The 26,913-nt window shown below is 41.7% G+C and carries 25 protein-coding genes and 2 pseudogenes; 23 read left to right on the top strand and 4 right to left on the bottom strand.

Annotation, left to right across the window (positions count from 1 at the left end):
- The first annotated feature begins 12 nt into the window (after positions 1 to 12).
- The 6 genes from AB5Z52_RS02175 (at position 13) to AB5Z52_RS02200 (ending at position 4,333) form a co-directional block, all read left to right on the top strand.
- On the top strand, positions 13 to 1,350 hold the full coding sequence (locus AB5Z52_RS02175) for a PTS galactitol transporter subunit IIC (RefSeq protein WP_003127905.1): 1,338 nt from the start codon (positions 13 to 15) through the stop codon (positions 1,348 to 1,350).
- Between the two features lie 11 nt (positions 1,351 to 1,361).
- Positions 1,362 to 1,646, top strand: coding sequence for a PTS sugar transporter subunit IIB (locus AB5Z52_RS02180; RefSeq protein WP_003127907.1), 285 nt, complete (start codon positions 1,362 to 1,364; stop codon positions 1,644 to 1,646).
- Positions 1,647 to 1,660: 14 nt separating this feature from the next.
- Entirely contained in the window at positions 1,661 to 2,494 is an 834-nt protein-coding gene (locus AB5Z52_RS02185; protein ID WP_003127908.1) for a class II fructose-bisphosphate aldolase, read from the top strand.
- 10 nt (positions 2,495 to 2,504) lie between these two features.
- Positions 2,505 to 3,206, top strand: a complete 702-nt coding sequence (locus AB5Z52_RS02190; RefSeq protein ID WP_003127909.1) for a triose-phosphate isomerase — start codon at positions 2,505 to 2,507, stop codon at positions 3,204 to 3,206.
- The gene (locus AB5Z52_RS02195; protein ID WP_003127911.1) at positions 3,203 to 3,718 is read left to right on the top strand and encodes a YjbQ family protein; all 516 of its coding nucleotides are present in this window, start codon (positions 3,203 to 3,205) and stop codon (positions 3,716 to 3,718) included. Before AB5Z52_RS02190 ends, AB5Z52_RS02195 begins: the two co-directional genes overlap by 4 nt.
- Before the next feature lie 132 nt (positions 3,719 to 3,850).
- A complete protein-coding gene (locus AB5Z52_RS02200; protein ID WP_086269291.1) occupies positions 3,851 to 4,333 on the top strand; it encodes a GNAT family N-acetyltransferase in 483 nt (160 codons plus the stop codon).
- Between the two features lie 247 nt (positions 4,334 to 4,580).
- On the opposite strand, the gene AB5Z52_RS02205 is transcribed toward AB5Z52_RS02200, so the two are convergent.
- The gene (locus AB5Z52_RS02205; protein WP_034705059.1) at positions 4,581 to 5,726 is read right to left on the bottom strand and encodes a hypothetical protein; all 1,146 of its coding nucleotides are present in this window, start codon (positions 5,724 to 5,726) and stop codon (positions 4,581 to 4,583) included.
- Positions 5,727 to 6,002: 276 nt separating this feature from the next.
- On the opposite strand from AB5Z52_RS02205, the gene alsS reads away from it, so the two are divergent.
- The 10 genes and pseudogenes from alsS to AB5Z52_RS02255 all read left to right on the top strand — a co-directional run bounded on the left by alsS (position 6,003) and on the right by AB5Z52_RS02255 (position 15,423).
- Positions 6,003 to 7,655 (top strand): acetolactate synthase AlsS, encoded by a 1,653-nt coding sequence (gene alsS / locus AB5Z52_RS02210; RefSeq protein WP_005469970.1) that lies wholly within the window; start codon positions 6,003 to 6,005, stop codon positions 7,653 to 7,655.
- A 34-nt stretch (positions 7,656 to 7,689) separates the two neighbouring features.
- Positions 7,690 to 8,406, top strand: a complete 717-nt coding sequence (gene budA / locus AB5Z52_RS02215) for an acetolactate decarboxylase (protein ID WP_137264819.1) — start codon at positions 7,690 to 7,692, stop codon at positions 8,404 to 8,406.
- Positions 8,407 to 8,801: 395 nt separating this feature from the next.
- Complete coding sequence (locus tag AB5Z52_RS02220; RefSeq protein ID WP_029486252.1) at positions 8,802 to 9,527, top strand: glucosamine-6-phosphate deaminase; 726 nt, start codon at positions 8,802 to 8,804, stop codon at positions 9,525 to 9,527.
- A gap of 255 nt (positions 9,528 to 9,782) precedes the next feature.
- Positions 9,783 to 10,211, top strand: coding sequence for a MarR family winged helix-turn-helix transcriptional regulator (locus AB5Z52_RS02225; protein WP_003127917.1), 429 nt, complete (start codon positions 9,783 to 9,785; stop codon positions 10,209 to 10,211).
- Positions 10,212 to 10,221: 10 nt separating this feature from the next.
- The gene (locus AB5Z52_RS02230; protein ID WP_003127918.1) at positions 10,222 to 11,190 is read left to right on the top strand and encodes a ring-cleaving dioxygenase; all 969 of its coding nucleotides are present in this window, start codon (positions 10,222 to 10,224) and stop codon (positions 11,188 to 11,190) included.
- A 13-nt stretch (positions 11,191 to 11,203) separates the two neighbouring features.
- Entirely contained in the window at positions 11,204 to 12,094 is an 891-nt protein-coding gene (locus tag AB5Z52_RS02235; protein ID WP_288551737.1) for a VOC family protein, read from the top strand.
- Positions 12,095 to 12,146: 52 nt separating this feature from the next.
- On the top strand, positions 12,147 to 12,791 hold the full coding sequence (locus AB5Z52_RS02240) for a flavin reductase family protein (RefSeq protein ID WP_003127920.1): 645 nt from the start codon (positions 12,147 to 12,149) through the stop codon (positions 12,789 to 12,791).
- Complete coding sequence (locus AB5Z52_RS02245) at positions 12,788 to 13,387, top strand: alpha/beta hydrolase (protein ID WP_003127922.1); 600 nt, start codon at positions 12,788 to 12,790, stop codon at positions 13,385 to 13,387. Before AB5Z52_RS02240 ends, AB5Z52_RS02245 begins: the two co-directional genes overlap by 4 nt.
- A gap of 333 nt (positions 13,388 to 13,720) precedes the next feature.
- Entirely contained in the window at positions 13,721 to 14,248 is a 528-nt protein-coding gene (locus AB5Z52_RS02250) for a GNAT family N-acetyltransferase (protein ID WP_081131070.1), read from the top strand.
- Between the two features lie 336 nt (positions 14,249 to 14,584).
- Positions 14,585 to 15,423, top strand: a pseudogene (locus tag AB5Z52_RS02255) (Cof-type HAD-IIB family hydrolase).
- A 129-nt stretch (positions 15,424 to 15,552) separates the two neighbouring features.
- Here AB5Z52_RS02255 and AB5Z52_RS02260 read toward each other — a convergent pair.
- Complete coding sequence (locus AB5Z52_RS02260) at positions 15,553 to 16,203, bottom strand: SDR family oxidoreductase (protein ID WP_003127925.1); 651 nt, start codon at positions 16,201 to 16,203, stop codon at positions 15,553 to 15,555.
- A 495-nt stretch (positions 16,204 to 16,698) separates the two neighbouring features.
- Here AB5Z52_RS02260 and AB5Z52_RS02265 point away from each other — a divergent pair, with 495 nt between their 5' ends.
- From AB5Z52_RS02265 to AB5Z52_RS02275, 3 genes and pseudogenes are all read left to right on the top strand, one after another.
- Positions 16,699 to 17,181, top strand: a complete 483-nt coding sequence (locus tag AB5Z52_RS02265; RefSeq protein ID WP_003127927.1) for a hypothetical protein — start codon at positions 16,699 to 16,701, stop codon at positions 17,179 to 17,181.
- 180 nt (positions 17,182 to 17,361) lie between these two features.
- The gene (locus tag AB5Z52_RS02270) at positions 17,362 to 18,189 is read left to right on the top strand and encodes an acyltransferase family protein (protein ID WP_041120031.1); all 828 of its coding nucleotides are present in this window, start codon (positions 17,362 to 17,364) and stop codon (positions 18,187 to 18,189) included.
- Between the two features lie 823 nt (positions 18,190 to 19,012).
- Positions 19,013 to 19,804: pseudogene (locus tag AB5Z52_RS02275) on the top strand (DUF2264 domain-containing protein); the annotation flags it as partial.
- A gap of 255 nt (positions 19,805 to 20,059) precedes the next feature.
- Here AB5Z52_RS02275 and guaA read toward each other — a convergent pair.
- Together guaA and coaA are read right to left on the bottom strand one after the other, a co-directional pair.
- The gene (gene guaA, locus AB5Z52_RS02280) at positions 20,060 to 21,625 is read right to left on the bottom strand and encodes a glutamine-hydrolyzing GMP synthase (RefSeq protein WP_003127931.1); all 1,566 of its coding nucleotides are present in this window, start codon (positions 21,623 to 21,625) and stop codon (positions 20,060 to 20,062) included.
- Positions 21,626 to 21,706: 81 nt separating this feature from the next.
- Positions 21,707 to 22,630, bottom strand: a complete 924-nt coding sequence (gene coaA, locus AB5Z52_RS02285; protein ID WP_003127932.1) for a type I pantothenate kinase — start codon at positions 22,628 to 22,630, stop codon at positions 21,707 to 21,709.
- 316 nt (positions 22,631 to 22,946) lie between these two features.
- On the opposite strand from coaA, the gene AB5Z52_RS02290 reads away from it, so the two are divergent.
- The 4 genes from AB5Z52_RS02290 to deoC all read left to right on the top strand — a co-directional run bounded on the left by AB5Z52_RS02290 (position 22,947) and on the right by deoC (position 26,913).
- Complete coding sequence (locus tag AB5Z52_RS02290; RefSeq protein WP_003127934.1) at positions 22,947 to 23,549, top strand: class I SAM-dependent methyltransferase; 603 nt, start codon at positions 22,947 to 22,949, stop codon at positions 23,547 to 23,549.
- Between the two features lie 244 nt (positions 23,550 to 23,793).
- Positions 23,794 to 24,813: a LacI family DNA-binding transcriptional regulator gene (locus AB5Z52_RS02295; protein WP_003127935.1), complete on the top strand. Its 1,020-nt coding sequence runs from the start codon at positions 23,794 to 23,796 to the stop codon at positions 24,811 to 24,813.
- Positions 24,814 to 24,936: 123 nt separating this feature from the next.
- On the top strand, positions 24,937 to 26,238 hold the full coding sequence (locus tag AB5Z52_RS02300) for a pyrimidine-nucleoside phosphorylase (RefSeq protein ID WP_003127936.1): 1,302 nt from the start codon (positions 24,937 to 24,939) through the stop codon (positions 26,236 to 26,238).
- Between the two features lie 12 nt (positions 26,239 to 26,250).
- Complete coding sequence (deoC, locus tag AB5Z52_RS02305) at positions 26,251 to 26,913, top strand: deoxyribose-phosphate aldolase (protein ID WP_005470021.1); 663 nt, start codon at positions 26,251 to 26,253, stop codon at positions 26,911 to 26,913.

A 26,913-nucleotide genomic window follows, 5' to 3' on the forward strand; every position in this document is an offset into this window, starting at 1 on the left:
GGAGGGAATATCATGTTAAATGCGTTACAGTGGTTTGTTGATTTAGGGTCAATCGTTGTACTCCCGATTTTGATATTTATTTTTGGTCTTATTCTGGGAACGAAACCAGGCAAGGCTTTCACATCTGCTTTAACAGTTGGTGTCGGTTTTGTGGGCTTGAATCTAGTGATCGACCTGTTAAGCAATAGCTTAGGACCAGCAGCGCAACAGATGGTTGAGCGATTTGGCTTGAATCTGACGACGATTGATGTTGGCTGGCCGGCAGCAGCTGCGATTTCCTATGGGACGATTCTAGGAAGTCTGGCAATTCCGATCGGTGTTGTGTTAAATGTTGTTTTGATTATTTTTGGCCTGACGAAAACATTGAATGTCGATATCTGGAATATTTGGCATGCGGCGTTCATTTCTTCGTTGGTCTATGCTTTGACTGGCAACTTTGCCATGGGGATCGCTGCAACCGTCATCTATCTAATGATGATTCTTTTGATGGGAGATATTTTAGGACCGATCATTAATAAATTCTATGGTTTCCCGAATATCACTTTCCCACACGGGACCGCTGCTCCAGGATTTGTTTTCGCTTTACCGATGAACTGGTTATTCGATCGTATTCCGGGATTGCGAGACTGGAAAGCTGACCCGGAATCGATTCAAAAACGTTTTGGTGTCTTTGGGGACTCGACAGTTATGGGCTTTCTGATTGGTTTGATCATCGGAATTCTCGCTGGCTATGATGTGGCAGGCACTGGCCAATTAGCAGTTAAAACCGGCGCAGTGATGGTCATTATGCCAAAAATGGTTGCTCTATTAATGGAAGGGCTTACACCTATATCTGAGTCTGCCAATGACTTTGTGAAGAAACGTTTCCCTGGAAGAGAGCTTTACATTGGGATGGATGCGGCGCTTTCTGTCGGACATCCAGCAGTATTGTCTTCGTCATTATTACTCGTACCAATTACGATACTTTTAGCGGTTGTTTTGCCAGGAAATACGACATTGCCTTTTGGAGATTTAGCAACGATTCCGTTTCTTGTCTGTTTGATGGCAGCAGTATTTGGCGGAAATATTATCCGGACGGTTATCGCAGGGACAATTTATATGACCAGTATTTTGTATATCACTTCTTGGGTCGCACCATTAGTAACAACAGCTGCTAAGTCTGCCAATTTTGACTTACAAGGAAATTCAACGATCACAGCTCTAGCTGAAGGCGGACTATGGACTACCTGGCTTTATGTCGGTTTGACAAAAGTATTGAGCTGGGGCGGATTAGCGATCATCGGTGCGATTGTTGTCATCGGTTTGATCTATGTTAACAAGGTGTTACCTAAAAAACAAAGCGTCATGTAGGAGGAAGAACAATGAAAAAATTATTGATCATGTGTGGAACCGGAGTAGCGACATCAACGATCGTAACCAATAAAGTCAAAGAATGGCTAAAAGAAAAAGAACTGACGAATGAAGTCAAATTGTATCAATCCAAAGTCGCGGATGAAATGAACAAGATCGACGATTACGACATTGTTGTGAGTACCACGGTAGTCCCTGATTCCATCAAAGACAAAGTCATCATGGGATTGCCTTTATTGACAGGGATCGGTACCGAAGAAATGTATGCAGAAATCGAAAAGAAAATCAGAGAATAAAGGAGTCTTGCAAAATGCTTGTTACCACAAAAGAAATGTTTGACCATGCAGAGGAATTCAACTATGCCATTCCCGCAGCCAACTTTTTTGATCTAGACAGTGCCCGCACCTATGTTGAAACGGCTGCTAGGCTAGGGTGTCCATTGATCTTGGCTTTTGCCCAATCACATATGGATATGCTGAGTTTGGAAGAAGCAGCCCTGATTGGGAAGTATTTGGCTGAAAAAAGCGCCTTCCCCGTAGCGTTGCATTTGGATCATGGTCAAGATGAGGAAGTCATCAAGGAAGCGATTCGTTTAGGCTTCACTTCTGTCATGATCGATGCGTCAGAAGACCCGCTTGAAGAAAATATCCGCCGCTCCAAAGCGATCGCCGATTATGCCCATCAATATGGGGTGGTCGTAGAGGCAGAAATTGGGCATGTCGGCTCTGGCGGCAGTTTGGAAGCAACGGGGCTTTCTGATTCGATTTATACCGACTTCCATGAAGCAGTAAGATTTGCTGAACAAACGAATGTTGATTCGTTAGCCGTTTCGATCGGCACAGCCCATGGGCATTACCGAGGAACGCCTAAAATCAACTTTGATGTACTAAGTGAGATCCATCAAGCCATTACTATTCCGTTAGTCTTACATGGCGGTTCTTCTTCTGGTGATGAAAATCTTGAAAAATGTGCACAAGGCGGGATCCGAAAAATCAACATCTTTACAGATTTCGTTACAGCCGCAATGACCAAGATTCAAGAACAGCAGCCTGCTGACTACTTTGAACTAAAGAAAGCAGCGAATCAAGGAATGGCAGATACGCTAGCACATTACTATCACGTTTTTCATACAAAAACTTGTTAGGAGGATAAGCATGAGGAAAAAGCAGTTACGAGCACCCTTTTTTGTAGTCAATCCCAAAGCCTATTTATACGGAAAAGAATCCTTGGCACTGGCAAAAGCCGCCGATCAATTAGCGGAAAAATATGACGTTGATATCTTGTTCACGGTGCAGCACGCAGATGCCGCAACGATCAAACAAGCTACGAATCATTTGTTCATTACGGTTCAACACATCGATGGCATGACTGTTGGACGGGGAATGGGCTACGTCTTACCTGAATCAGTAGCAAATGTCGGCGTAGCAGCGACATTTCTCAATCATGCAGAACACCCAATGACATTAGATGAACTCGCAAAAGCGATTAATCGGGCAGATGAGTTGGGGCTCATCACGATTGCTTGCGCGAATTCACTGCAAGAAGCTAAAGCAGTGGCAGCTCTGCAGCCTGACATTATGGTTTGTGAACCAACTGAATTGATTGGTACCGGTCAAACGAGTGACGTTTCTTATATGGAAGAAACCAATCAAGCCATCCGTGCCATCAACAAAGAAATCAAGATTTTACAAGCGGCTGGTATTTCGACCGCAGACGATGTGGCAAAAGCACTGCAATCAGGAGCCGACGGAACGGGTGGCACCAGTGGTATCGTCTGCGCGCCAGATCCGCAGAACGTTTTGACAGAAATGATCAAAAAAGTTGCTGAGCTAAGAGATGAGGGGATTAAAAGATGAAATTCGCGAAAGAACAGCTAACATTGACATCAAATGGCAATCGGGTATCTTATCATAATATTACGCAAGAAGTGAAGGACTTTGTAGAGAGAAGCCAAATCAAAAACGGCATCTGTTTAGTCCAATCCCCACACACAACTTGTTCCGTCATTTTCGAGGAATTCATGCATGATACGGATTTTAATGGGGATGAATTTTTACAAGTTGATCTGAATCGCATTTTGGATAAACTAGTGCCTAGAGAACTCTCGGAAAATACAAATTATCGTTACCCTGGACCGAAACATTTGGAATTTCTGATGAGCCTAGATGATCCTAACTATCCGACAGATCCAGCAACGATTTTAAATGGCGATGCCCATATCCGTTCTTCGTTTTTCGGGGCGAGTGAAAGTTTTATTTTACATGAAGGAAAGCTTGAAATTGGTTCTGTAGGGTATATTTATTTCGTGGATTTTGACCAAAACCGAGTTAGGAATCGAACCTGCCATCTTATGTTGATGGGTGAATAAAGCAACTGCTAGTGGCAACTGGGGCAGCAGTATTCTGCAAGGACATGGGAAAAGTCGAACGCTTGAGCCGAAATGCGTTATAATCAATGAGACAATGAAATTTATGGAGGGATCAATTTGATTATTCGCCCAATGACAGCTAGTGATTGTCGATCAATCGATCAAGCGTTTCTTGCACAACAATGGCCTAGTCGTCAAGCTACATTAGAGAGATATCTTCAAGAACAGAGCCGCGGACTGCGACAGGTCTTTGTCGCGGAAGACTCGGGACAGATTGCAGGCTATGCGACATTGATTCCCCACGCAAAAGCCGGTCCTTTTAAAAAGAATGGCTATCCGGAGATCACCGATCTAAATGTCTTTCAAAACTTTCAGCGGCAAGGAATCGGCGCTAAGCTGCTCCAAGCTGCAGAAGAACAAGCCAAAACATTTTCGTCTGTGATCACCATTGGTGTGGGGCTTCATTCTGGTTATGGCACTGCACAGCGACTGTATTTAAAAAATGGCTACTTACCTGACGGATCAGGGGTCTGGTTTGAGAATCAAGTCTTGGCAATGGGTGCTGCTTGTTACAATAATGACGATCTTGTGCTTTATCTTTCTAAGTCCTTTTGACAAGCAACCAGCGTGTTATTTCTATCTAACAGGTATAATCTACAGAAAATACGATGAACGTCAATGCTAGGAGCATACTAGCCTTGACGTTTTTTTCTACGACCAAACAAGCTTCGACGTATCTCGGTCCTGCTAGATATTTTAGGAAGAATGGTATGACCCGCATATTTGTTCGCCAAAAACAGCGTTCTTTTCTTTGATTAGAAAGGAAGAACGCTGTCTAGATTCTGTTCCATATTCAAAAAAATCAGTAACACTTCTCGCAGGGGGTCAATCCTTTGCTTAAAGCTTCGGACAACGTAGCTGGGAAATAAGTACCATTGCCGCATTTATGGGTGTGATACTTCTTCCCTGTACGGGTGATCATGACATATTCTTCTGCTTGATTGCTTGTGGTTTGATTTGACTGGCTGGCTTGGTTTGCCTGCTGTTTCGCAGCGGCGGCTGCTTGCCGTTCTTGTTCGGCTTTAGCAAGCTGCCGTTCTTGTTCTTCACGAATCGATTGGCGAACAGCTTCAGCTCGCTGCGTCAATCCATCATCTGCTGAGGGAAGCTTGGCAATCGCAGAAGTTGCACTAGCTAAGTTTGCTTCAGTCGGCTCTGCTTCGGCTTTTTCAACAGCTTTGGTCGCTTGTGCTTGCAATTTCGCTTGTGTTTCTTTCTCTTCAACTTTTGTTTGTAAAGAAGCCAGTCGATCTTCAAATTCAGTTTTCGTCGAACTTGTTGCTGCAACAAGCTTGGCAGCTGCCTCAAGGTCTGTTCTGCTTAGACTTTGTTCCGCTTTTTCTAACGCGCTGGCGATCTGCAGATGATCTTGGAGGACGGCCAAACGTTGATCATAATCGTCATATGTTTTGCTGAGAGAATGAACCAATGTTGCTGCTTCATCATAATTTTTTTGTGTTGGTTTAGATTCTGCCAACGCTAGTGCAGTTTCGACCTGTTTAATCAGTTCTTTCTCCGCTTTTTCTGCTTCTAAATAAGCCACAAATTCTTTGGAAGGTTTGATCAAGACTTCCTGTTCTTTTTTCTGATCATTTAAGGCAGCTTTTACCACAACTTGTTGCTCAGTGGCATCATTCAGGTGAACTGTGTAGCTAAAAGAACCTTTACTGTTTTTGACCGTTTCCCCATTGATCGTTAGGACAGCATCGGCCGTGGCTTCCCCTTCGATAGTCGCTTTTCCTGTTTCATCCGTTTGTATTTCAGGTGAAATAACAGATAGTGTCAAATTGCTCGGAGATAAAATTGCACCAGCAAAAAATAGAATAACGCTTCCGCATAAAATAAATCCCAATCTTTTTTTCGGTCGCTTCTTGATGGCAGCGATAATCAACAAAATACCGCTTACAATTACTGCTAAGAAACTGACCAAACTAATCCACATACCCATAACTTTTCTAGTTCCTTTCACTTTTTGATGTCTTTATTATAACATGATTTATATTAAAAACATGAAAAAAATAAGAAAATAAAACTAGATAATAACAATTTGTTTTTACGAATCGTTCTTATTTATAGAATCCTTTTTAGGGAGCGCTAGAAAACGGTTCCTTTTAATTGCTATTTTTTTAATACAGATGAAAATAGTGTATTATTCTTGATAAATAAAAGAAAAGTGCTATTATTAGTCGTGAGATTAATACAGATTTCGAAAAGAGGTAGTACAGTGAGTAAAAAAGGTTCAGAAATTATTGTTGAAAGTTTAGAAAATCATCACGTCCCCTATATTTTTGGGATTCCAGGAGCAAAAATCGATGGTGTCTTCGATACATTAGAAGACCATGGACCACAATTGATCTTAGCCCGGCATGAACAGAATGCTGCATTTATGGCACAAGCCATTGGCCGTTTGACTGGAGAGCCAGGAGTAGTCATTGCTACCAGTGGTCCAGGTGCCAGTAATTTAGCAACGGGATTAGTGACAGCGACAGCTGAAGGAGATCCAGTTCTGGCATTGGCTGGGCAAGTGAAACGTTCTGATTTATCGAAACTGACCCATCAAAGTATGAACAACGCTGCTCTCTTTAGTCCAATAACCAAATACAGCACGGAGATCCAAGATCCCGAAACATTATCTGAAAATATCGCAAATGCATTTCGAATCGCTAAAACCGCAAAAAAAGGTGCCAGTTTTCTGTCGATACCACAAGATGTAACGGATGGCCAAGTCGAAGGAAGTGCCATCAAGCCATTATCAGCGCCAAAATTAGGACAAGCGAATCCAGAGGATATCGAGGATCTCGTTGAACGCATCAAGGAAGCAAAACTACCGGTTTTATTACTAGGCATGCGGGCTTCTGCTGAAAGCGAGACGGAAGCCATTCGTCATTTGATAGCGAAAACGGGATTACCAGTCGTGGAAACTTTTCAAGGAGCAGGAATCATTTCTCGTGCTTTGGAAGACCATTTCTTTGGCCGTGTGGGCTTGTTCCGTAATCAGCCAGGAGACATGCTGCTAAAACGAAGTGATTTAGTGATCGCTGTGGGGTATGATCCGATTGAATATGAAGCGCGCAATTGGAATGCAGAGAAAGACGCACGGATTATTGTGATTGATGAAGTACCGATGGAAATCGATCCATACATGCAGCCTGAAGTAGAGCTGTTAGGCAGCATTGCCAAAATCATTGAGCAAGTGACACAAGCCATCGATCAATATACGTTATCAGCAGATGCACAGAACTATTTAGCTACGTTGCAAGAAAAATTAACCGAAAAGCAAATAGAGGCCCGTGGAACAGAACAAACATTGCATCCATTGGAGATCATTGATACATTGCAGCAAAAAGTGACGGATGAGATGACCGTGACTGTTGATGTCGGCAGTCACTACATTTGGATGGCGCGTCATTTCCGCAGTTATGAACCTCGCCATCTATTGTTTAGTAATGGGATGCAGACATTAGGTGTGGCATTGCCATGGGGAATTGCGGCAGCATTAGTGCGGCCGAATACGCAAATTATTTCCGTATCTGGTGATGGTGGTTTCTTATTCTCTTCACAAGAATTAGAAACGGCTGTTCGCTTAAAACAGAACATCATTCATCTTATCTGGAATGATGGCACCTACAATATGGTGAAATTTCAGGAAGAAATGAAATATGATCGTGCTTCAGGTGTTCAATTTGGTCCTGTAGACTTTGTCAAATACGCGGAAGCCTTTGGGGCAAAAGGATTACGTGCCACAACAAAACAAGAATTGACAGCCGCGATCGAAGAAGGGTTTGCAACTGATGGACCAGTCGTCATTGATATCCCGGTCGATTATTCCGATAATGCCGAATTAGGCAAGACGATTTTGCCGGATCAATTTTACTAAGAGTATTTATTTTACTAATAGAAGGAGCTTCATGATGAACGTGAAAAGCAAAAGTTATTTATATCAACACGGAACTTTAGGCGGGTTGATGGAAGATTTGATGGATGGTACCGAACAAATCGGCAAGATGTTAGCCTATGGTGATACAGGAATCGGTACATTAGCTGGTTCAAATGGTGAGATTATTTTCTTGGAGGGCGTGATTTATCATGTTGACGAAACAGGACAGGTGAAGCAGCTGACAGGGACCGAGACGACGCCGTATGCAGCTGTCGTTGATTTTGAAGCCACGGATGAACTTGCTTTTGACACAGAAGCTACGGATGAAGAAGTCAAGGGAAGATTATTAGCGACCATCAGTCCCAATTTGTTTGCGGCCATCAAGCTTCATGGAATGTTTGATACGATGCACGTGCGGGTAGCGCCTAAACAAGAAAAGCCCTATCCAAAATTCGTTGAAATCATTCAAAATCAACCTGAATTTACGGCGACAGAAATAGCAGGAACTATCGTAGGCTTCTTTACCCCGAAACTTTTCCATGGTGCTGCAGCAGCAGGCTTCCATCTGCACTTTATTAGTGACGATCATCAGTTTGCTGGTCATGTACTGGATTTTAGCTTAATCAGTGGTGAAGCAGAAGTAATGGAAGTAGCCGAGTTTCGTCAACATTTTCCCATAGAGAATGCTGAGTTCTTGCAGCGGGAAATCGACGTGAAAAAAATTGCCCGGGATATCGAAGAAGCGGAATGATTTTTTACTATAGTTAGGTAGATTTTGCGTTGCATTTGATTCTTCACTGATGGATTATTTTCTGAAAAAAAGTATCTGAAATACAGATTAGAAGGTTAGGAAGTAAATAGGAGAAAAGTGCAGATTTCATTGCTGATTTCCGACTTCACTCTGTATCAGATGCTTTTTTAGTATTGAATAGATTTCCTGCAGCTGTACATTCGCCCAAGGGGAAGAATTGTAGTTCTCGGATGGATCAAAAAGATGTGCGCCATAGAATGCAAAAATAAATTTCAGATAAGTCGAACAATTTGGCCTGTTTTTCCTATACAATAGAAAGTGAAAGGGATTTTTTTGAGAAGGTAATTCCATTAAGGGCCGCTGTCCACGAAACGAATGAGAAAGAGGGAAGACACATGAAAGTTATCATCACGGAAGATTATCAAGAGATGAGCCAAGTAGCCGTACAGCACCTTTTAGGCGTAATGCACAGCCAGCATCGAAAGAATATTTCAATCACCGCTGGATCAACACCAAAAGGGGTGTATGAAATGCTGGTACCACTAGTAAAAAATAAAAAATATTTTGAGCACGTTCACTTTTATAACTTTGATGAGATTCCATTCAAAGGGGAAGAAGACCGCTATGGTGTCACGATGACGAACTTGCACAACCTGTTTTTTGGACCAGCGGAAATCGATCGTGAAAGAATCCATGTCTTGGACTGGACGAATTATGAAACACAAGATGAACGAATCAAAGCCGATGGTGGATTGGATATGGTGTTGCTGGGGGTTGGATCAGATGGCCATTTCTGTGGGAATTTACCGAACACGACAAAATTTGGAGATTTAACGAGTCGCATGAATGCGAATGCGACACCCGAGATGGCTGACGTTTTGTTAAGTGAGGTTGGTGGAGACAAAGAAAAACAACCTGATTTCTATGTAACAATGGGACCAAAAAGCATCATGCAGGTGAAGAAATTGGTAATGATCGCCAATGGCAAGAAAAAAGCAGGCATCGTCAAACAATTAGTAGATGGAACAGTAATGGAGGACGTTCCGGCAACGCTATTGACGACCCATCCAGATATGACATTGATCGTTGATAAAGAGGCTGCCTCGCTGCTTTCATACTAACCAGCGGAATTTGATTTTTCTCTATATCTTAATGAAGTAGTTCCTAGTAGATTGGACAATAAATACCTGCTACAAATAGAAGTCAATCCCCCTCTTACCATTAGATCCTTTTTGCTTAAAAGGATTCTAATGGTAAGGGGGTTTTTGTTGTACGTTGACAAAGCTTGTTTCAGAAGGAAAGCAGATTGTTTTACAACTTACAAAAAGTAAGTTATTATTATCTCGAATTCGAAATAAATCGAGCGAGGTGAGGAAATGGATCATCAAGAGGAAGCATTGAAGGTCTATATTGGTTTATTACGCAGCAGCAGTCACTTAGAGCAGGTGGCTAAACAAGATGTCCGCTGTTATGGCTTGAATCTGACAGAGTTTTCCGTTCTGGAACTGCTTTATCATAAAGGTACACACACCACCCAAGCCATCAAAGAAAAAATCTTGATTGCCAGCAGCAGCACGACGTACGTCATCGATCAACTCGTAAAAAAAGGCTGCGTTCGTCGAGAAACAAGTCAAACGGATCAGCGAATCACCTATGTCAGTCTGACAGATAAAGGGGCAGAATTGATGGATCAGATCTTTCCAACTCATGCCACAAAAATTGCGGCAAGTTTTGCCTCGCTTAGTATTGACGAGTTGCAAACATTAAAAACATTATTACGAAAAATAACTTATAACGAGAAATGAGGAAGAAAAAATGAGAAAACAAGACCAATTACTAGGGGTACACCATGTAACAGCCATGACCAGTGATGTCGAAAGAAACTATCACTTCTTTACAGAGATTTTGGGGATGCGTTTAGTGAAGAAAACCGTCAATCAAGATGATATTTATACCTACCACACATATTTTGCGGATGATCTAGGTTCCCCAGGAACCACGATGACATTCTTTGATTTTCCCAATACCGATCGTGGCAGTAAAGGAACAAATTCAATTACCCGTACAGGCTTTCGCGTACCATCCGATGCTGCATTAGACTATTATAAAAAGCGTTTTGAGACATTTGATGTGAAACATGAAGCGATCACAACAGAATTTGGCAAAAAAGTGTTGCGCTTCTGGGATTTTGATCAGCAATCTTACCAATTGATTTCTGATGAACACAATCAAGGCGTCAAAGCAGGTATTCCATGGAAACAAGGGCCAGTTCCAGAAGAATTCGCTATTTATGGTTTAGGCCCAGTCGAAATCTCCGTTTCTTATTTTGCCGATTTCAAGGGATTACTGGAAAATGTCTTTGGATTCAAAGCCATCGATCAAGAAGGAAATCGCACGCTATTAGAAGTTGGCGAGGGGGGCAATGGGGCAGAAATCGTCTTAGTCGAAGATACCACAAGCCCACAAGCACAACAAGGAGACGGGGAAGTGCATCACGTCGCCTTTCGTTTAGCCGATCGCCAATCTTTAGCCGTATGGCAAGAAGTTTTTGAAAATTTGGGTCTCGCGAATTCCGGCTATGTGGACCGCTACTATTTTGAATCGCTGTATGTACGTGTAGGACATATTCTTTTTGAATTAGCGACAGATGAACCTGGCTTCATGGGTGACGAGCCTTACGAAACATTGGGCGAAAAATTATCACTGGCTCCGTTTTTGGAAGACCAACGTGCAATGATCGAAAAAGCGATCAAGCCGTTTGATACCACTCGCAGCCATAACTAAGGAGGTAAAAATGATGCAACCCATTCAACAAATCCACCATATATCCGCAATCGTCGGTGACCCGCAAGAAAATGTAGACTTCTACCGCGAAGTATTAGGCTTGCGTTTAGTCAAACAAACCGTCAACTTTGATGATCCTTATACGTATCATCTCTACTACAGCAATCTGTCCATTGAAAATGGCACGATCATTACCTTTTTCCCATGGGCCAACGCGCATCCTGGTCGTGTCGGTAGCGGACAGGTGGGCACGATTACCTTTCGCATTCCTAAAGGCAGCAGCGACTATTGGAAACAACAATTGGCCCATCATCAAGTCACTGTTCATGAGAGCCATCTATTTGGGCAACCAACATTGGAACTTCAAGATCCTCATGAACTGTCTTTAGCGCTAGTGGAAGGGGAAGCAGCGGAAACAAACGCGATTCTTGGGTTCCATGGAGCGGTCTTACTTTCCGCTAAGCCAGAGGAAACATTCAAGACGTTGACCCATGATCTAGGGCTGCAAGTTGTAGCGGAGACAGAATCAAACCGACGATTGGTGACTGCCGGACCAGTGAAACACGAGATTCTCCTACCAACAGAGCCACTGAGACCTGGTCGTTGGGGTGTCGGTACCGTCCATCATATTGCCTGGTCGGTACCGAATGAGGAAAGCCAAATCAACTGGCAAGATGACCTTTATACAAAAGGGTATGGTGTTACAGAAATCAAAGATCGTAACTACTTCAAAGCCGTCTATTTTAAAGAGCCTGGTACGATCCTTTTTGAGATTGCAACGGAATCTCCGGGATTTCTCATCGATGAACCATTGGAAACCCTGGGGACAGCACTCAAATTGTCCCCTCACTTTGAAGAGCGCCGCGGAGAAATCACAGCTCATTTACCCAAATTGACTGTTTAATTTACAAGTAGGAAGTCATCAATCATACACAAAAAAGAGAAAGCGGTGTTGCATGATTTATTTGGATCCCCAAAATCTGACGCAAAGAGAAAATTATAAATTATTGATCGGCTCGATCATTCCGCGGCCGGTTGCCATCGTAACGACACGATCGGCAGAAGGGACCGTAAACATTGCCCCCTTCAGTTTCTTTTCGATCGTCAGTTCAGAACCCGCCATCGTTTCGATCGCTGTTCAGCGAAAAAAGGGCACGATGAAAGATACGGCTCGTAACTTACTCACGACCAAGGAAGCAGTGATCCATATCTTGGATCGCAGCAATGTGGAAGCAGCCAATCAGGCAGCGGCACTGTTACCTGCAGAACAAAGTGAATTGACCGTCGCAAATTTTACGCCAGTCCCTTCTCAAACGGTTGGCGTACCCGGATTGCAAGAGGCGAAAATTCGCTTTGAAACCACCCTTTACCAACATGTACCGATTAACGAGGAAGAAACCAAGGAAAAAAACAAAGAAGAGATAAAAGTGGATCTGCTCTTACTTAAAATCACTGGGTATCAAATAAATGAACAGGTCTATGAAGAAGGAAAAATCAATCCCAAAAAATTGGCGGCAGTTAGCCGACTTGCGGGAAATTCGTATGCTGAGATCGGCGAGATCTTCGATTTGGCACGACCAAACGAGAAGGAGGACAAATGAACTTTATCTTTCACCAAGGAAAACCAGCTGCTCCCGTACTTGTCTTGTTACATGGAACCGGCGGCGATGAACGCTCTTTGCTTGATCTAGGTCACGACCTAGATCCCCAAGCATCATTGCTAGGTATTCGAGGCAATGTTTTAGAGAATGGCATGCCCCGCTATTTCAAACGATTAGCAGAAGGCATCTATGATGAAGAAGATTTAATGTTCCGGGGGCAAGAACTGGCAGCATTCATTCAAGAAGTCGCTAAAGAAAAAGGTTTCTCAATCGAACAAGTTGTCTTGGTTGGTTACTCTAATGGAGCCAATATTGCGCTCAATCTATTGCTGGAATTCAGTGCTCTTTTTCAAAAAGCGATTTTGTACCATCCAATGTATCCAGTATCGAAATTACCCAATCACCTACTGGCACAAACAAACGTATTTATGAGTTTGGGTCTGAAGGACCCTATCGTTTCTGTGGAAGACAGCAAGTATGTGCAAGCGATTTTTGAGTCTCGAGGTGCACAAATAGAATATGTTTGGACCCCAAGTCATCAACTGACCTATCAAGAGGTTGAAAAATCACGAAAGTGGTTAGAAAAGGCAGATTAACTGGTTGTGAAACAGGGTTTAACACTATATATACTGTAAAAAAACACAACTGAAGACAACAATTTAAAAAAACAGCAACCAAAGGGGCAGACAAGATCCAGTGGCTGCTGTTTTTTTATAGAAAAAGTTTAGAAATTCAGGTAGCGTTTACTGCTGCTTATTTTTATGCCATACTATTGATTAATAGGCAAACCAATTTATTAAATAGACTTTCTATTGAGGTCATAGAAGAAGTGAGAATGCTCTGCAAAAGTATCTGAAATAATCGAACGAGGTTCTTCTTGGATGTGCCCTCGTGAGAGAGACAACTGATAAAAATAAAGGAGAAAAGAATTGGCAATTTCATTAAGAAAAGCAACAATAGATGATAGCCCACTGATCCAGAAATGGTGGCAAGACGGAAAGGTGATGGCAGCGGTCGGTTTCCCTCAAGGGTTAGCAGTGAGCATTGAGGAAGTACAGCAATCGCTTCATTACTACGAGGAGGTTTCTGGTGAGTTTTTATTGATTATAGACGAAAAAGGCCACCCCATTGGAGAATTTGCCTACAAGCCTATCGAAGCTAAAGGAGCAACGTTTGATATAAAGATTGGTGAACTGTCAAGGCAAAGGCAAGGCTATGGGAAAGCGGCTTTAGAAAAAGGCATGCAAAGGATTGCTGCCCAAAATCGCTTTAATCGAATCGAAATCACTGTCAATTCTACAAATGAGCCGGCACTGAAATTATACGAAAAAGTAGGGTTCAAACAAAGCGGTTTTTTGAAAGATCATTGGGTGAATCAAGTCGGTGAGCGTTGTTCGACAGTCGTGATGGTATATGAATTAGCAGATGCTGACAATGGCCTGAATAAAAGTAATTAAGGCACTAAATCATATTGCTTATTAAAGAGGTCTATCTGGATAAAAATCGCAGATAGCGCAAAAATAGATTTCCAGCAGGATACTGATTAAAGTCATCGGTTACAAGAGTCTTTCATAATCAATATCTTGATGATATCCATCGTTTTAGTTCATTCTCCTCTTTTTTTGAACTGGCTAGTTAGAGCAATGCTCTAACTATTAGGACATTTGTTTGAGCGAAGTCAAGGCATATGAATAAATTCGCTGTTGTAGAGATAACAACCTATGTGCGAAAGGTATTGGTCAACTCCTAAGTTAAAACGTATAATAAAGAAAAACAATATAGGAGCGTATATCATGAATTTAATAGGAATTGATTTGGATGGAACACTACTAAACTCGGAGCAAAAGATCAGTCATAAAAATGCCGCTTCTTTAAAGTCGCTTTCCAGTGATTGATTCCCTTTATTTGTTCGGGTCGAGAAGTAGGAGATATTCAGGCGATCCTCAAAGAAGCTGATTTAGCGATCCCGGCGGTCGGATTGAATGGTGCCATTGGGTACGATCAAGACAAGCTGATTTTTGATTTTCCATTTGATCCCCAAGCTGTAAAAGAAGTGAGCCAGATCGTTTCAGCGTTTCCAACAAAAATATATACCAATCAAGGCAGCTATGAATCGCAAAACTATCAAGAAGAGATGAAAAACATTTTCTATGCGATTGGTCAAGAATTTCCTGTAGAAGAACTGAATTATGAACTTGATTATGAAAATACCATTCAGTCGACAGCTTACGATGCGATTGAAGAAATCATCAATCAAAAAAATATTAATGTTTATAAACTGTTTGTTTTCGTCCCTAATCGTGAGATAAAAAAAGAGCTATTTCCGCAGATAGAAAATATACCAAATGTCTCTGTTACTGAATCAGCGGCCGTCAATCTTGAAATCGTTCCTCGCTCCGTATCCAAGGGCTTTGTTTTTGATCATCTTAGCCGCATTTATGAATTAGACCAGCCAACAAAATTCGCTATTGGAGATAGTTTAAATGACTTAGAAATGTTTAAGAACGCGGATATAAGTTTTGCCATGGCAAACGGTCATCCAGCAATCAAAGAATTAGCAGATCATGTGACCGTTTCAAATGACGAAGATGGTGTTTCGCAAGCGTTAGCAATGATTAAAGGTACAAGATAAGCATGCTGTTTGGAGAAGGCACAGCCTGCATTTCGCCCTAAAAGTCCCTGCCACTATGTTGTCGCTTGAGAGACAACATAGTGGCAGGGACTGCTTGTTAACGAAAGGGGACTATTTCATCAGATGGTTTTATAATTCGTGAATGGCCTCAGCAATTGGTGTTTCTCCGCTGATGACTTCAAATTCTTTGCCAATACTGTTTTCATTTTCCAAAACAGCGATCAATGTGGCAGCAACATCTGCCCGCGGAATCGAGCCGAACTCATTGCGTTTGCCTGCTTTGACGTTGCCTGTTCCCGGATCGTCTGTCAAACCGCCGGGATGGACGATGGTCCAGTCCAAGTTGGTGCGGCTTCTCAACCATTCATCCGCATAATATTTGGCGATCGTGTAAGGCTGCAAACTATTTTGTTTCAACAGTTCTTCCCGATCATTTCTGAAAGTGCTGACCATGACGAAACGTTTGACGCCCGCTTTCTTTGCCGCTTCCATGGCTTTGACGGCACCATCTAGATCGACTGCTATCGTTTTTTCTAGTCCTTTGCCGCCGGCACCAGCACTGAAAACAATAGCGTCAACTTCGTTTGCTGCTTCTGCGATCGTTTCAATCGAGCTGGAAGCCAAATCCAGTAGTACCGTCTCGATCCCTTTCTCTTCAAAGAAAGGAACTTGTTCAGGATTTCGGATCAAGGCTTTTTCCTTGATCTGTGGATGATTCTTCAGTTGCTCGGCGAAATGCTGACCGACTTTGCCATATGCACCAATAAATAAGACTTTCATAGAGATTCTCCTTTTCAGAAAAGGGATGACTGTAAGTATTTTAATAAACGGAAGATCTGAATACTAAGAGACAGGCTTCTGTGATCTCATAGATTCTGATCACAGCTTTATGAAAAGTATTCGACCGCTCCTCCAACTCAGATCATTTCGTTGGATGTTTACTTAGGTCATAGCCCTTTGTTATTGGTTTTCTCTTCAGAGATTGAAGGGAATTTTTTTAGCTAAACTTATATCGATAGATGATTGATCAAAAATCTTTCTAGATTAAGCATAGCATCCCTCCTACTATTCGACAAACAATGACAACTAGTTCTTTGTCCTCCAAAACAATAATGACTGACTATCCAGTTGCCTGTACCAACTAGTACTGGCTAAACCATTTCCTTAAGCTAGCTAGTGACCTGTCATTCCTCTTTAGTGTTATAATCAAGCCATCAAATAATCATTATTTAGCTAGTATTGGTGATTGATCAAATAAACGTAAGGAGAAAAGAAATGGCTTACGAAGTGGATTTTAAAAATGTAGTGACGGATGGATTAGAGAGCTCTCCTGTTGCAGAAAAATTAGCCGGTCTGCGGGCAAATGAAGCGCGTTACTTTTGGAACAAATACAAATATGTGTATACCACCTATCCAGCTGCTGAGAAGCCTGATTTGGTGGCACTGATCAAGCAGATCTTAAAAGAAGAACGGGATCTAGTTTTTGAATCACCCATTCTTGAAGTAGCACTTTACGAAGATGACGATCTTTTTTGGCCTGAATTCTATTATGAGAGTGGCATGGTTCTTAATTTACTCTATGAAAAACATGGAACCAGTGAAGGAAAGCCTCCGAAACGTGCAGTTGGTATCAAACTGTCGGAAGGGATGCCGGTTCCTGCTGAGCTAGAAGGGAAATTTAAATTCGCTCGTCAGCGTTCGAAACTTGCTGGCGAGATTCGCGGCTCATTTTTTGTTGTAAAGCAAGAATGGCTGTAAACTGTTGAAAGGCGTTAAAACCTGCTGCATTCTTTTTTTGAAGGATGTAATGTGTTTTAACGTCTTTTCTTTGCTTATCTTCCAGTGTAGAAGTTCAGACTTATGGTGGACAATATTTTTTCTCTGCTGTGATATATTTAGGCTGAAAAAATAAGTGGCTACCAGTTTATGGAGGATAGGATGGGAAAAAGAGTGAGTTATCCAGCATTGGATAGAATGAAATATGCAGGGGCTATCATGGTTATTATGATTCATTGTGATACCCTTATTCCTCAAGCGGAGACCAATTTTTTTATCAAAAATATTATTTGTCGTATTGCGGTGCCTTTCTTTTTTGTTAGCAGTTCATTTTTCATCCGTAAGGGGATGCAGATGAGACCGGAATATTTAAAAGAATATTTCCTGCATTTAATCAACTCTTACGTCGTATGGAGCATTCTTTTCCTTCCGATGGGGCTAGACTGGATTCATCAAAATCAAGAAGTGCCAATAGAACTACTTCCTGCGGCTTTGTTTGTGGGATTTGTCCATATCGGCACCTATTATCATTTATGGTACATCCCTGCATTTATCCTTTCGGTCATTTTTATAGTAAATTTGTTGAAACGTTTTTCGTATCAAAAAGTGTTTGTCATTTCACTAGTTCTTTATTTATTTGGAAGTTTGGAGACCTACTATGGTCTTCTACCATCTGGTTGGTTTAAAGATTTTTTTGATCTGGTTATTAGGCTAACATTTACGACTAGAAATGGTCTGTTCTTTGGCATGATTTTCACGCTTATTGGCTTTTTCATCTATGATCATCAGGAAAAGCTATCCCGAATGGGAAAACATAGTTCTAGTTTTCTTTTGTTATTTGGAAGTTTGTTCGTGTTGGAAGGTCTGTTCCTTTCTCACATTCACAGATTGGACATGAATTTTATCTTGATGCTTGTGCCGTTGAGTTTTTTCTTATTTCTTTGGCTGCTCTCAAAAAATCCAACGCAGAACTCCTGCTTAAAAAAATAACGAGAACTGTCACAATATTATTATTTTATCCATCCTATTTGCATTGTTCTGGTGGAAGAGACTGGTAAAGCATTGAAGCTAAGCATGCTCTCTTCCGGAATATTGAGCTTCCTAACCATTCTATTCCTAACCCATGTATTTGCTAAGGTCATTATCCACATTCGCAGCAAACCGTTAAGACCTGCTTTGTTGTTAAAAACTCTGTTTGCCAGTATCGGACTAACCCTTATTTTAGCTGGATCCTTGTATCAGTTCAAAGTGAGCAGCGCTGTGATTAAGTTTGAATTAGTTCCCTGTATATGGGTCATTTCTAGTTTCTTTTCACTCTTCTTTTTTATGAATTGGCGAATGGTTCTTCCTGCAGTCAAGAACTAAGGGTGTTGTCTTGTCTGCTCCTCGGATCATTCCTTATTGAGAGAAAGAGCCGACAGGAGAAACTTTATGAGCTATTTAGCAGATACAGCTTGATGGGGTATTACTTAGTCTCACGCCCGAGAGTAAGTTGTCTGCAGCTTTTTGAAAGCCAACTTTTTATTCAAGCGCCAAAACATGTGTCGGTCTTTTTTTTAGAAAAAAATTATGAAAAAAAATTCGAGAAATCTGGGAATCTATCATAGACTTTTCATATTTGACAGGTTAACTTTTTCGGACTGCGACTCCTCTTTTGAGATAGAATCACGGGTCATTCTTTTGTTAATAGGTTAAGTGAGAAATACGAGAGAAAAATCTCTCATTTTTATCACTGCTTCATAGAATGAGAACGGTTGAAAAAGCCCGGTTTGCTTGCTATTCTATTTTGTAAATCGATAGAGGAGGGCTGACAATGACGTCGTTACAAGAGAATCCTTTTTTGACTCGTCAGGATTACCAAGCGGCACTTGAACAAATCATGCAACCGTTGCGGGCAGCTATTTTGTCCACTGATCGTCCAGGATTGAATTTAGGTAGCAGCGGTGCTGTATATGATCAGAAGCGTGCAGAGATGGAAGCGCTTGTACGTCCGCTATGGGGGATCGCACCTTATTGGACAGCATGCCAAGATGATCCGTTGCGAGATGCCTATGTTGCTAAATTAATGACAGGAACCGACCCTGGCAGCGAAAATTATTGGGGAGAGATCACGGACTATGACCAATATATTGTTGAAGCAGCGGCATTGGCATTAACACTTTTACTACATAAAGAATATGTTTGGGAGCAATTGCCTGAAAGGAATCAACAAGCACTGAAAAAGTGGTTGTCACACGCATTAACCTGTAAGATTCCCAAAAACAATTGGACATTCTTTAAAGTGTTGATCCGGGTGGCATTGTATCAGTGTGGGGATCCATTGGCAAAAAACGAACTTACACAAGAATTAGCGTTGATCGATTCGATGTATATTGGTGATGGATGGTACGTAGATGGAAAAGTAACGCAACGCGATTATTATGTTGCTTTTGCCTTTCATTATTACGGTTTGATCTATGCTACTTTTATGAAAGAAGAAGATCCAGAATGGTCAGAGCGATTTATTGAGCGGGCTACTTTATTTGCGCAAGATTTTATTTACTACTTTGATGAAGATGGTGAAGCTTTGCCTTATGGGCGGAGTCAGATTTATCGTTTTGCTCAAAAGAACCCTCCTTTCTTCTGAAAATTGCTAAAAAACATATTAGCTCTTTTGATTTTCTTTCATTTTATTAAGAATAGTATACAAAATTAATTTTTATTTAAAAAGCAGAAGTTGAACATGTAAAGTAATACGACTAATCTCAGACGATGATATGATAACTGTTTCTCTATAGTATCTTTTCTTCAGTAAAAGAACTTCAAAAGCAAAAAAGAACCGTGAATCCCTTTAGTATCAAAGGATTCACGGTTTCTTTTATTATTCCCACTCCACAGTTGCAGGTGGCTTACTCGTAATATCATACACGATTCGATTGACGTGTGCGACTTCGTTCACGATACGGACGCTGATTTTTTGTAAGACTTCCCATGGGATGCGGGCAAAGTCAGCGGTCATGCCATCGATGGAAGTGACTGCACGGATGCCAACAGTGTAATCGTACGTACGGCCATCACCCATTACACCTACAGAGCGGATACCTGGTAGGACAGTGAAGTATTGCCAAATGTCGCGATCCAATCCAGCATTGGCGATTTCTTCTCGCAAGATGGCATCTGAATCACGGACGATCTCTAATTTTTCTTCAGTCAATTCGCCAAGAACACGGATACCTAGACCTGGTCCTGGGAATGGTTGACGCCATACGATGCTGTCGGGCATGCCTAATTGGGTTCCTAATTCACGAACTTCGTCTTTGAACAATGTGTTCAATGGTTCGATCAATTTGAATTGCATATCTTCAGGCAGACCGCCTACGTTGTGGTGAGATTTGATCGTTTGTGCTGTTTCTGTTCCTGATTCGATCACATCGGTATAAAGGGTCCCTTGTGCAAGGAAAGACACGCCTTCTTCACCGGCCAGCTTGGTTGCTTCGTCATCAAAGACATAAACGAATTCATTCCCAATGATCTTGCGTTTTTCTTCTGGATCAGAAACACCAGCCAATTTGGATAGGAAACGCTCTTTGGCATCAACTTTGATAATATTCAAGCCGAATTTTCCGCCAAGACTTTCCATGACTTGTTCGGCTTCTCCTTTACGCAATAGACCATGATCAACAAAGATACACGTTAATTGGTCACCAATCGCTTTTTGTAAGAGAACACCAACGACAGAAGAATCAACACCGCCGGATAGACCTAATAAGACTTTCTTATCACCCACTTGTTCGCGGATCTTAGCGATCTCCATATCAATGAAGTTGTCCATTGTCCAGTCGCCTGTACATTGGCAAACATCGATTGCAAAGTGACGCAACAAATCATTGCCATATTCGGAATGACGAACTTCGGCATGGAATTGGATACCATACATTTTGCGCTCTGCATGTTGGATAGAAGCAATTGGACAGTCTTTGCTGGTGGCAACGACGTCAAAACCTGCTGGCGCTTGGGTAACTAAATCGCCATGACTCATCCAAACTGTTTGTTTCACAGGTGTATTTTGGAAAAGAGCAGCATCGGCAGAAGTGACTTCCAATTCTGCTTTACCGTATTCGCGGTTTTTGGCTGGTTCAACTTTTCCGCCTAATTTATAAGTAATCAACTGCATACCGTAACAGATTCCTAACACGGGGATCCCCAAATCAAAAATCTTTTCATCAATACCAAATGCCTTCTCATCATACACACTGTTTGGACCGCCAGAAAGGATGATCCCTTTAGGATTCATTGCCTTTACTTCTTCAGCAGTAATGCGGTGGCTCAATAACTCTGAGAAAACACCGAACTCACGAATACGTCGGGTGATCAGTTGATTGTACTGACTACCGTAATCGAGTACGATAATTTTTTCAACGTTTGGCATGTTGTCAACGTTTGTCACAATAAATTACCTCTATTCTTTTAGTTTTATTGAAAAAAGGAAGATTCCTTTTCAACAGCATAAGGGTGAATAATGAAGCAGTCAATATTTTCGCAAGAATACTTCATCGATTGAATGGTGCTTTGTTTTATGGAGAATTATATCGGCTCTGCTGCGTGTAGGCAAGATATACTCGTGTAAATTCTTTAAATTCACATTTTTCCATACTTCTTTTGCCATTTTGATTGCTTCACCGCGGTCGCCAATCGCATACTGATAGTAATAATTGTTTGGTTTTTGAAAAGCCGTATCCAAAAGAGATTCAAAACGCTCTAAATACCACTTTTCGATCAGATCGGGCTGCGCATCCACGAAAATCGAAAAGTCGAAGAAATCACTGACATAAATCTGCTGGTTTGCGGGCAGCTGTAATGTATTGATTCCTTCAACGATCAAAATATCTGGCTGATTGATGATTTCAAACGTATCCGGAATAATATTATAAACTTCATGAGAGTAAACGGGGATCTTGATTTCAGATTCTCCAGACTTCACCGCGTTCAAAAAATTGATCAATGCTTCCATGTCATAACTTTCAGGGAATCCTTTTCGATCCAAGATCCCTCGTGCTTCTAGAACCTCGTTTGGGTACAAAAAGCCATCAGTAGTAATCAGTTGCACGGTGCGCCGAGGGAAAAGCCGGCTCAACAGGTTTTGAACCAAACGCGCCGTTGTGCTTTTACCAACAGCGACACTGCCGGCAATGCCAATAATGAATGGCGGCATTTTGACATAACGATGCAAGAAAAGTCCTTTACTTAACGTGAGAGATTCAAATTCTTTCATATAAAGGTGGATCAGATGGCACAGTGGCACGTAAACATCTTCGACATCTTGGACCGAGATGCGGTCATTCAAACTTTTGATATTGTCTAATTCTTCTTGAGTGAAAGGCATCATGCCATTGGTGTAAAAGCCTTGCCATTGCTCCCGAGGAATTTGATAAAAATTCATGGTTTCTTGCATGTTCGACTCCTTCATATAGAACCTGTCTATCTTTGCAGACCGGTACTTGGCCTTCAGAAAAGGCTGATTTTCTGTATCTGGTTGCTGCTCGGAAATATTTTACCATAGAAATGGCAGGAACTTATAAAAAAACCAGGAAAAATCGTTGGCAAAGAAACGAAAATTATCTAAGATTCATTGAGGAAACGATTATCGGGAGTTTACTTCTGCAGGAATTTCGGTATCATGGAAAAGAGTCAGCAAATGAAATGCTTTTGATTGTCAAACAGATAAAGCGAGAACTATCGCTAGTTAAAAGAAAAAAGGGTGAACAAAGATGGGAAATCACTATTATACAGAAAATCCGGAAACAGCACATGATTTTGAACAATGGTCTTTTGAGTTAAAAGGAAAGAAATTTCAGTTTGTGACAGATAGTGGGGTATTTTCCCGGGAGACCGTCGATTATGGCTCTCGCGTACTGATTGATGCCTTTGAATGGGCGGATTTACCAGAGGGAACGATTTTGGATGTGGGGTGTGGCTATGGACCGATCGGGTTGTCATTGGCTTATGCATCCCAGCGTCCAGTGGAAATGATCGATATCAACCAGCGGGCGGTTGATCTTGCCCAAGGCAATGCGAAACGAAATGGCATCGAGAATGCCGACATTCATGCCTCAAACATTTACGAAACCTTGCATCAAGGCGAATACGCAGCAATTCTTAGCAATCCACCTATTCGGGCAGGCAAAGAGGTTGTTCATGAGATCTTGACAGGGGCTCTGCCGCTATTGAAAACGGGCGGCACATTAACGATCGTGATTCAAAAGAAACAAGGTGCCCCCAGTGCCCAAAAGAAAATGCAACAAACCTTTGGTAATGCCGAAATCATCAAAAAAGACAAAGGGTATTATATTATTCAAAGCTACAAAGAATAAGCGCGCAAAGCAGACGTTTTTCACGTTCACAACAGGTTTACCTGTTTTTTAAAGACCACGATCATTTGCTAGGAGCTGCCTAGAATCGCTGGTCTTTTATTTTTTGTTTTCTTTTGTCGATTTTTTTAAGGAATGGAGCTGTTTTTTAACCCTTGTAAAAAGAAAATTTTGGAAGAAAGCAAGGGGTGCTATTTTTTTTAGAAAAAATTTGCTACACTTTAGGCAAGAAAGAGGTGAGAAGTAAATGAAACTGACAATCAAGCAGATTGCTGAAATGGCAGGGGTATCTGTAACTACTGTTTCGCAAATTCTGAACAATAAAGGTAGCCGTTTCAGTGAAGAAACCCGCAAACGGGTACTGGATATCGTTAATAAGCACCATTATAAGCCAGATTTTTTTGCTTCGAATCTAATCAATCGCCACTCAAAAACGATCGGTATGATTGTCCCTGACGTTACGGATTTTTTCTTTTCTAAAATCATTGAAGGAGCAGAAAGTTATTTCAATCCATTGGGGTATATGCTGGTATTGTGTAACTCCCGACATAGCCAAGAAAAAGAAATACAATATTTGAGAGAGCTGTCTCATCGATCAGTGGATGGTATTCTTTTGGCAACACCGCATCAGCTGCCTGACGAGTATTCATTGAAGAGCGGTTTTTTTGATGACCGACCAATTATTCTCGTCGATCGGGGAATCAATCAAAGAGACAATGGCCGTTTGATTGTGAAAGAATACGAAGGCGCTTATCAAGCAGTCAGCTATCTGATCAATAATGGCCATCAAAACATCGGTATGCTAAAAGAAAGTACTGGTTATTATCAATTGGAAGAACGTTTCAATGGTTATCGTCATGCGTTGAAAGATCATCAGATCCCGTTTAAAGGGCGTTACGTGGAGTCGGCTGAGTTAACAGTGACCGGCGGATACGATGCCTGCAAGAAATTATTGAAATACCGCGAGCTTACGGCTATTTTTTGTGGGAATGATGCTATGGCGATCGGCTGTTATCAAGCAATCTATGAAGCAGGGAAAAAAGTGCCCGAGGATATTTCTGTGATTGGTTTTGACGCATTGAAGCTAACGGAATACATCACACCACCATTGACCACGGTGATGCAGCCAACCTTTGAGATTGGCTTTACGGCAGCGAAATTTTTGGTAGACGCCATCGAGTTTCCTTCTCGAAGAATTCCAAATAAGATTTTTGATACAAAATTAATTCTTCGTGAGAGCGTGAAGGCATTGACAATTGCGAAATAGTGCGGTATATTTCCAATTGTAAGTGTTTTCATAGTTTTGTTTTATATAGTAAACCGTTTTACTAAAGTGGTTTACCTACAAGAAAAATATTGTATAATGTCAGAGGAAGCGAGGGTCATTTTGATGCGAATGGTGGATTTAATTGAAAAAAAGCGTGACGGTAAGTCATTGACAAAGGAAGAGATCGACTACATTGTAACTGCGTATACTGAAGGAAGTATTCCAGATTATCAGATGAGTGCTTTGTTGATGGCTATTTTTTATGTGGATATGTCCGATGAAGAAATCACAAACCTAACTTTAGCTATGGCAAATTCTGGTGAAGTCATTGATCTTTCTTCAATCGAAGGCATCAAAGTAGATAAACATTCAACAGGGGGTGTCGGTGATACTACCACGTTGATTCTAGCACCACTAGTAGCAAGTGTTGGTGTGCCAGTTGCCAAGATGTCTGGTCGTGGACTTGGTTACACAGGCGGTACGCTGGATAAATTAGAATCAATTCCCGGGTTTCAGATTGAGATTGCAGAAGAAGAGTTTATTCGCCTCGTAAACGAAAGCAAAGTGGCGGTTATCGGTCAGTCGGGGGATTTGGCCCCTGCAGACAAAAAATTATATGCGTTGCGGGATGTCACAGCGACCGTAAGCTCGATTCCATTGATCGCTAGCTCGATCATGAGTAAGAAAATCGCAGCAGGTGCGGATGCCATCGTGTTAGATGTGACGACTGGTGACGGTGCTTTCATGAAGAAAATTGAGGATGCCAAACGCTTAGCACAAACGATGGTTCGGATTGGCAAATTAGCGAACCGTCAGACAATGGCTGTGATCTCAGATATGTCACAGCCATTAGGCGAAGCCATTGGAAATAGTTTGGAAGTAGTGGAAGCTATTGAAACATTGCAAGGAAACGGTCCAGCTGATTTAGAAGAAATGTGCTATGCATTAGGCAGCCAAATGGTTGTTTTAGCCCAAAAAGCAGAATCGTTGGAAGAAGCACGCGCATTATTGGAAGAGGCACTGCACTCTGGTAAAGCGTTGGCTAAATTTCGTGAAATGATCCGTAATCAAGGTGGCGATGATTCAGTGATCGATGATCCAAGCCAAATCTTGACTGCCAATTATCAAAGAGCATTACCAGCAAAAACTTCTGGCGTCGTAACTAAGATCGTTGCCAATGAACTAGGCATCGCAGCTATGATGTTAGGTGCCGGCCGCAAAACCAAAGAAGAAGACATCGATCACGCAGTAGGAATCAAACTGCATAAAAAAGTGGGAGAGTCTGTTGAGCAAGGTGAAGCACTGTTAACGATCTACAGCAACACAGAAGCCATCGATGATGTCATCGAATTGATCTATCAAAATATTGAAATCGGAGAAAGCGGCGGTGAGCCACCGTTGATCCATGAAATCATTACAGAATAAGGAGCGAGTGGAATGGAATTAAATCGCATGATCGACCACACTATTTTAAAGGCAGATGCAACAAAAGAAGATGTCTTGCGCATCATTGAAGAGGCAAAAACCTATCACTTTTATTCTGTCTGTATCAATCCTACTTGGGTAGCTTTGGCAGCAGAAGAATTAAAAGGTGAACCGACGGCTGTTTGTACCGTGATCGGCTTTCCTTTAGGTGCCAATACATCAGAAGTCAAAGCTTATGAAACGGCAGATGCCATCAAGAATGGTGCCGATGAAGTGGATATGGTCATTAATATTGGTGCCTTGAAATCAAAACAGTTCAAAAAAGTTCAAGCGGATATCGAAGCGGTTGTTGCAGCAGCTAAAGACAAAGCATTAGTGAAAGTCATTATTGAAACAGCACTTTTAGACAATGAAGAAATCGTAAAGGCCTGTGAATTAGCGAAAGCAGCAGGAGCTGATTTTGTCAAAACATCGACAGGATTCTCTACTGGCGGAGCGGTTGTTGCTGATGTCAAACTGATGCGTGAAACAGTGGGCCCTGAAATGGGTGTGAAAGCATCTGGCGGCATCCATAACGAAGCAGAAGCAGCAGCAATGGTCGAAGCAGGAGCAAATCGTTTAGGAACCAGTGCAAGTGTAGCAATCGTTACAGGGTCAACGGGGGCTGGCTACTAA

The sequence above is a fragment of the Enterococcus sp. RTP21361st1_A6_RTP21361_211029 genome (assembly GCF_040910045.1).
GTDB lineage: Bacteria > Bacillota > Bacilli > Lactobacillales > Enterococcaceae > Enterococcus_D > Enterococcus_D gallinarum.

What these genes read in the sequence shown, in the direction of transcription:
- AB5Z52_RS02175 (WP_003127905.1), top strand. Translation starts at nt 13, where the DNA reads ATGTTAAATGCGTTACAGTGGTTTGTTGATTTAGGGTCAATCGTTGTA.
- AB5Z52_RS02180 (WP_003127907.1), top strand. Translation starts at nt 1,362, where the DNA reads ATGAAAAAATTATTGATCATGTGTGGAACCGGAGTAGCGACATCAACG.
- AB5Z52_RS02185 (WP_003127908.1), top strand. Translation starts at nt 1,661, where the DNA reads ATGCTTGTTACCACAAAAGAAATGTTTGACCATGCAGAGGAATTCAAC.
- AB5Z52_RS02190 (WP_003127909.1), top strand. Translation starts at nt 2,505, where the DNA reads ATGAGGAAAAAGCAGTTACGAGCACCCTTTTTTGTAGTCAATCCCAAA.
- AB5Z52_RS02195 (WP_003127911.1), top strand. Translation starts at nt 3,203, where the DNA reads ATGAAATTCGCGAAAGAACAGCTAACATTGACATCAAATGGCAATCGG.
- AB5Z52_RS02200 (WP_086269291.1), top strand. Translation starts at nt 3,851, where the DNA reads ATGACAGCTAGTGATTGTCGATCAATCGATCAAGCGTTTCTTGCACAA.
- AB5Z52_RS02205 (WP_034705059.1), bottom strand. Translation starts at nt 5,726, where the DNA reads ATGGGTATGTGGATTAGTTTGGTCAGTTTCTTAGCAGTAATTGTAAGC.
- budA (WP_137264819.1), top strand. Translation starts at nt 7,690, where the DNA reads ATGAACGTGAAAAGCAAAAGTTATTTATATCAACACGGAACTTTAGGC.
- AB5Z52_RS02220 (WP_029486252.1), top strand. Translation starts at nt 8,802, where the DNA reads ATGAAAGTTATCATCACGGAAGATTATCAAGAGATGAGCCAAGTAGCC.
- AB5Z52_RS02225 (WP_003127917.1), top strand. Translation starts at nt 9,783, where the DNA reads ATGGATCATCAAGAGGAAGCATTGAAGGTCTATATTGGTTTATTACGC.
- AB5Z52_RS02230 (WP_003127918.1), top strand. Translation starts at nt 10,222, where the DNA reads ATGAGAAAACAAGACCAATTACTAGGGGTACACCATGTAACAGCCATG.
- AB5Z52_RS02235 (WP_288551737.1), top strand. Translation starts at nt 11,204, where the DNA reads ATGCAACCCATTCAACAAATCCACCATATATCCGCAATCGTCGGTGAC.
- AB5Z52_RS02240 (WP_003127920.1), top strand. Translation starts at nt 12,147, where the DNA reads ATGATTTATTTGGATCCCCAAAATCTGACGCAAAGAGAAAATTATAAA.
- AB5Z52_RS02245 (WP_003127922.1), top strand. Translation starts at nt 12,788, where the DNA reads ATGAACTTTATCTTTCACCAAGGAAAACCAGCTGCTCCCGTACTTGTC.
- AB5Z52_RS02260 (WP_003127925.1), bottom strand. Translation starts at nt 16,203, where the DNA reads ATGAAAGTCTTATTTATTGGTGCATATGGCAAAGTCGGTCAGCATTTC.
- AB5Z52_RS02265 (WP_003127927.1), top strand. Translation starts at nt 16,699, where the DNA reads ATGGCTTACGAAGTGGATTTTAAAAATGTAGTGACGGATGGATTAGAG.
- AB5Z52_RS02270 (WP_041120031.1), top strand. Translation starts at nt 17,362, where the DNA reads ATGGGAAAAAGAGTGAGTTATCCAGCATTGGATAGAATGAAATATGCA.
- coaA (WP_003127932.1), bottom strand. Translation starts at nt 22,630, where the DNA reads ATGCAAGAAACCATGAATTTTTATCAAATTCCTCGGGAGCAATGGCAA.
- AB5Z52_RS02290 (WP_003127934.1), top strand. Translation starts at nt 22,947, where the DNA reads ATGGGAAATCACTATTATACAGAAAATCCGGAAACAGCACATGATTTT.
- AB5Z52_RS02295 (WP_003127935.1), top strand. Translation starts at nt 23,794, where the DNA reads ATGAAACTGACAATCAAGCAGATTGCTGAAATGGCAGGGGTATCTGTA.
- AB5Z52_RS02300 (WP_003127936.1), top strand. Translation starts at nt 24,937, where the DNA reads ATGCGAATGGTGGATTTAATTGAAAAAAAGCGTGACGGTAAGTCATTG.
- deoC (WP_005470021.1), top strand. Translation starts at nt 26,251, where the DNA reads ATGGAATTAAATCGCATGATCGACCACACTATTTTAAAGGCAGATGCA.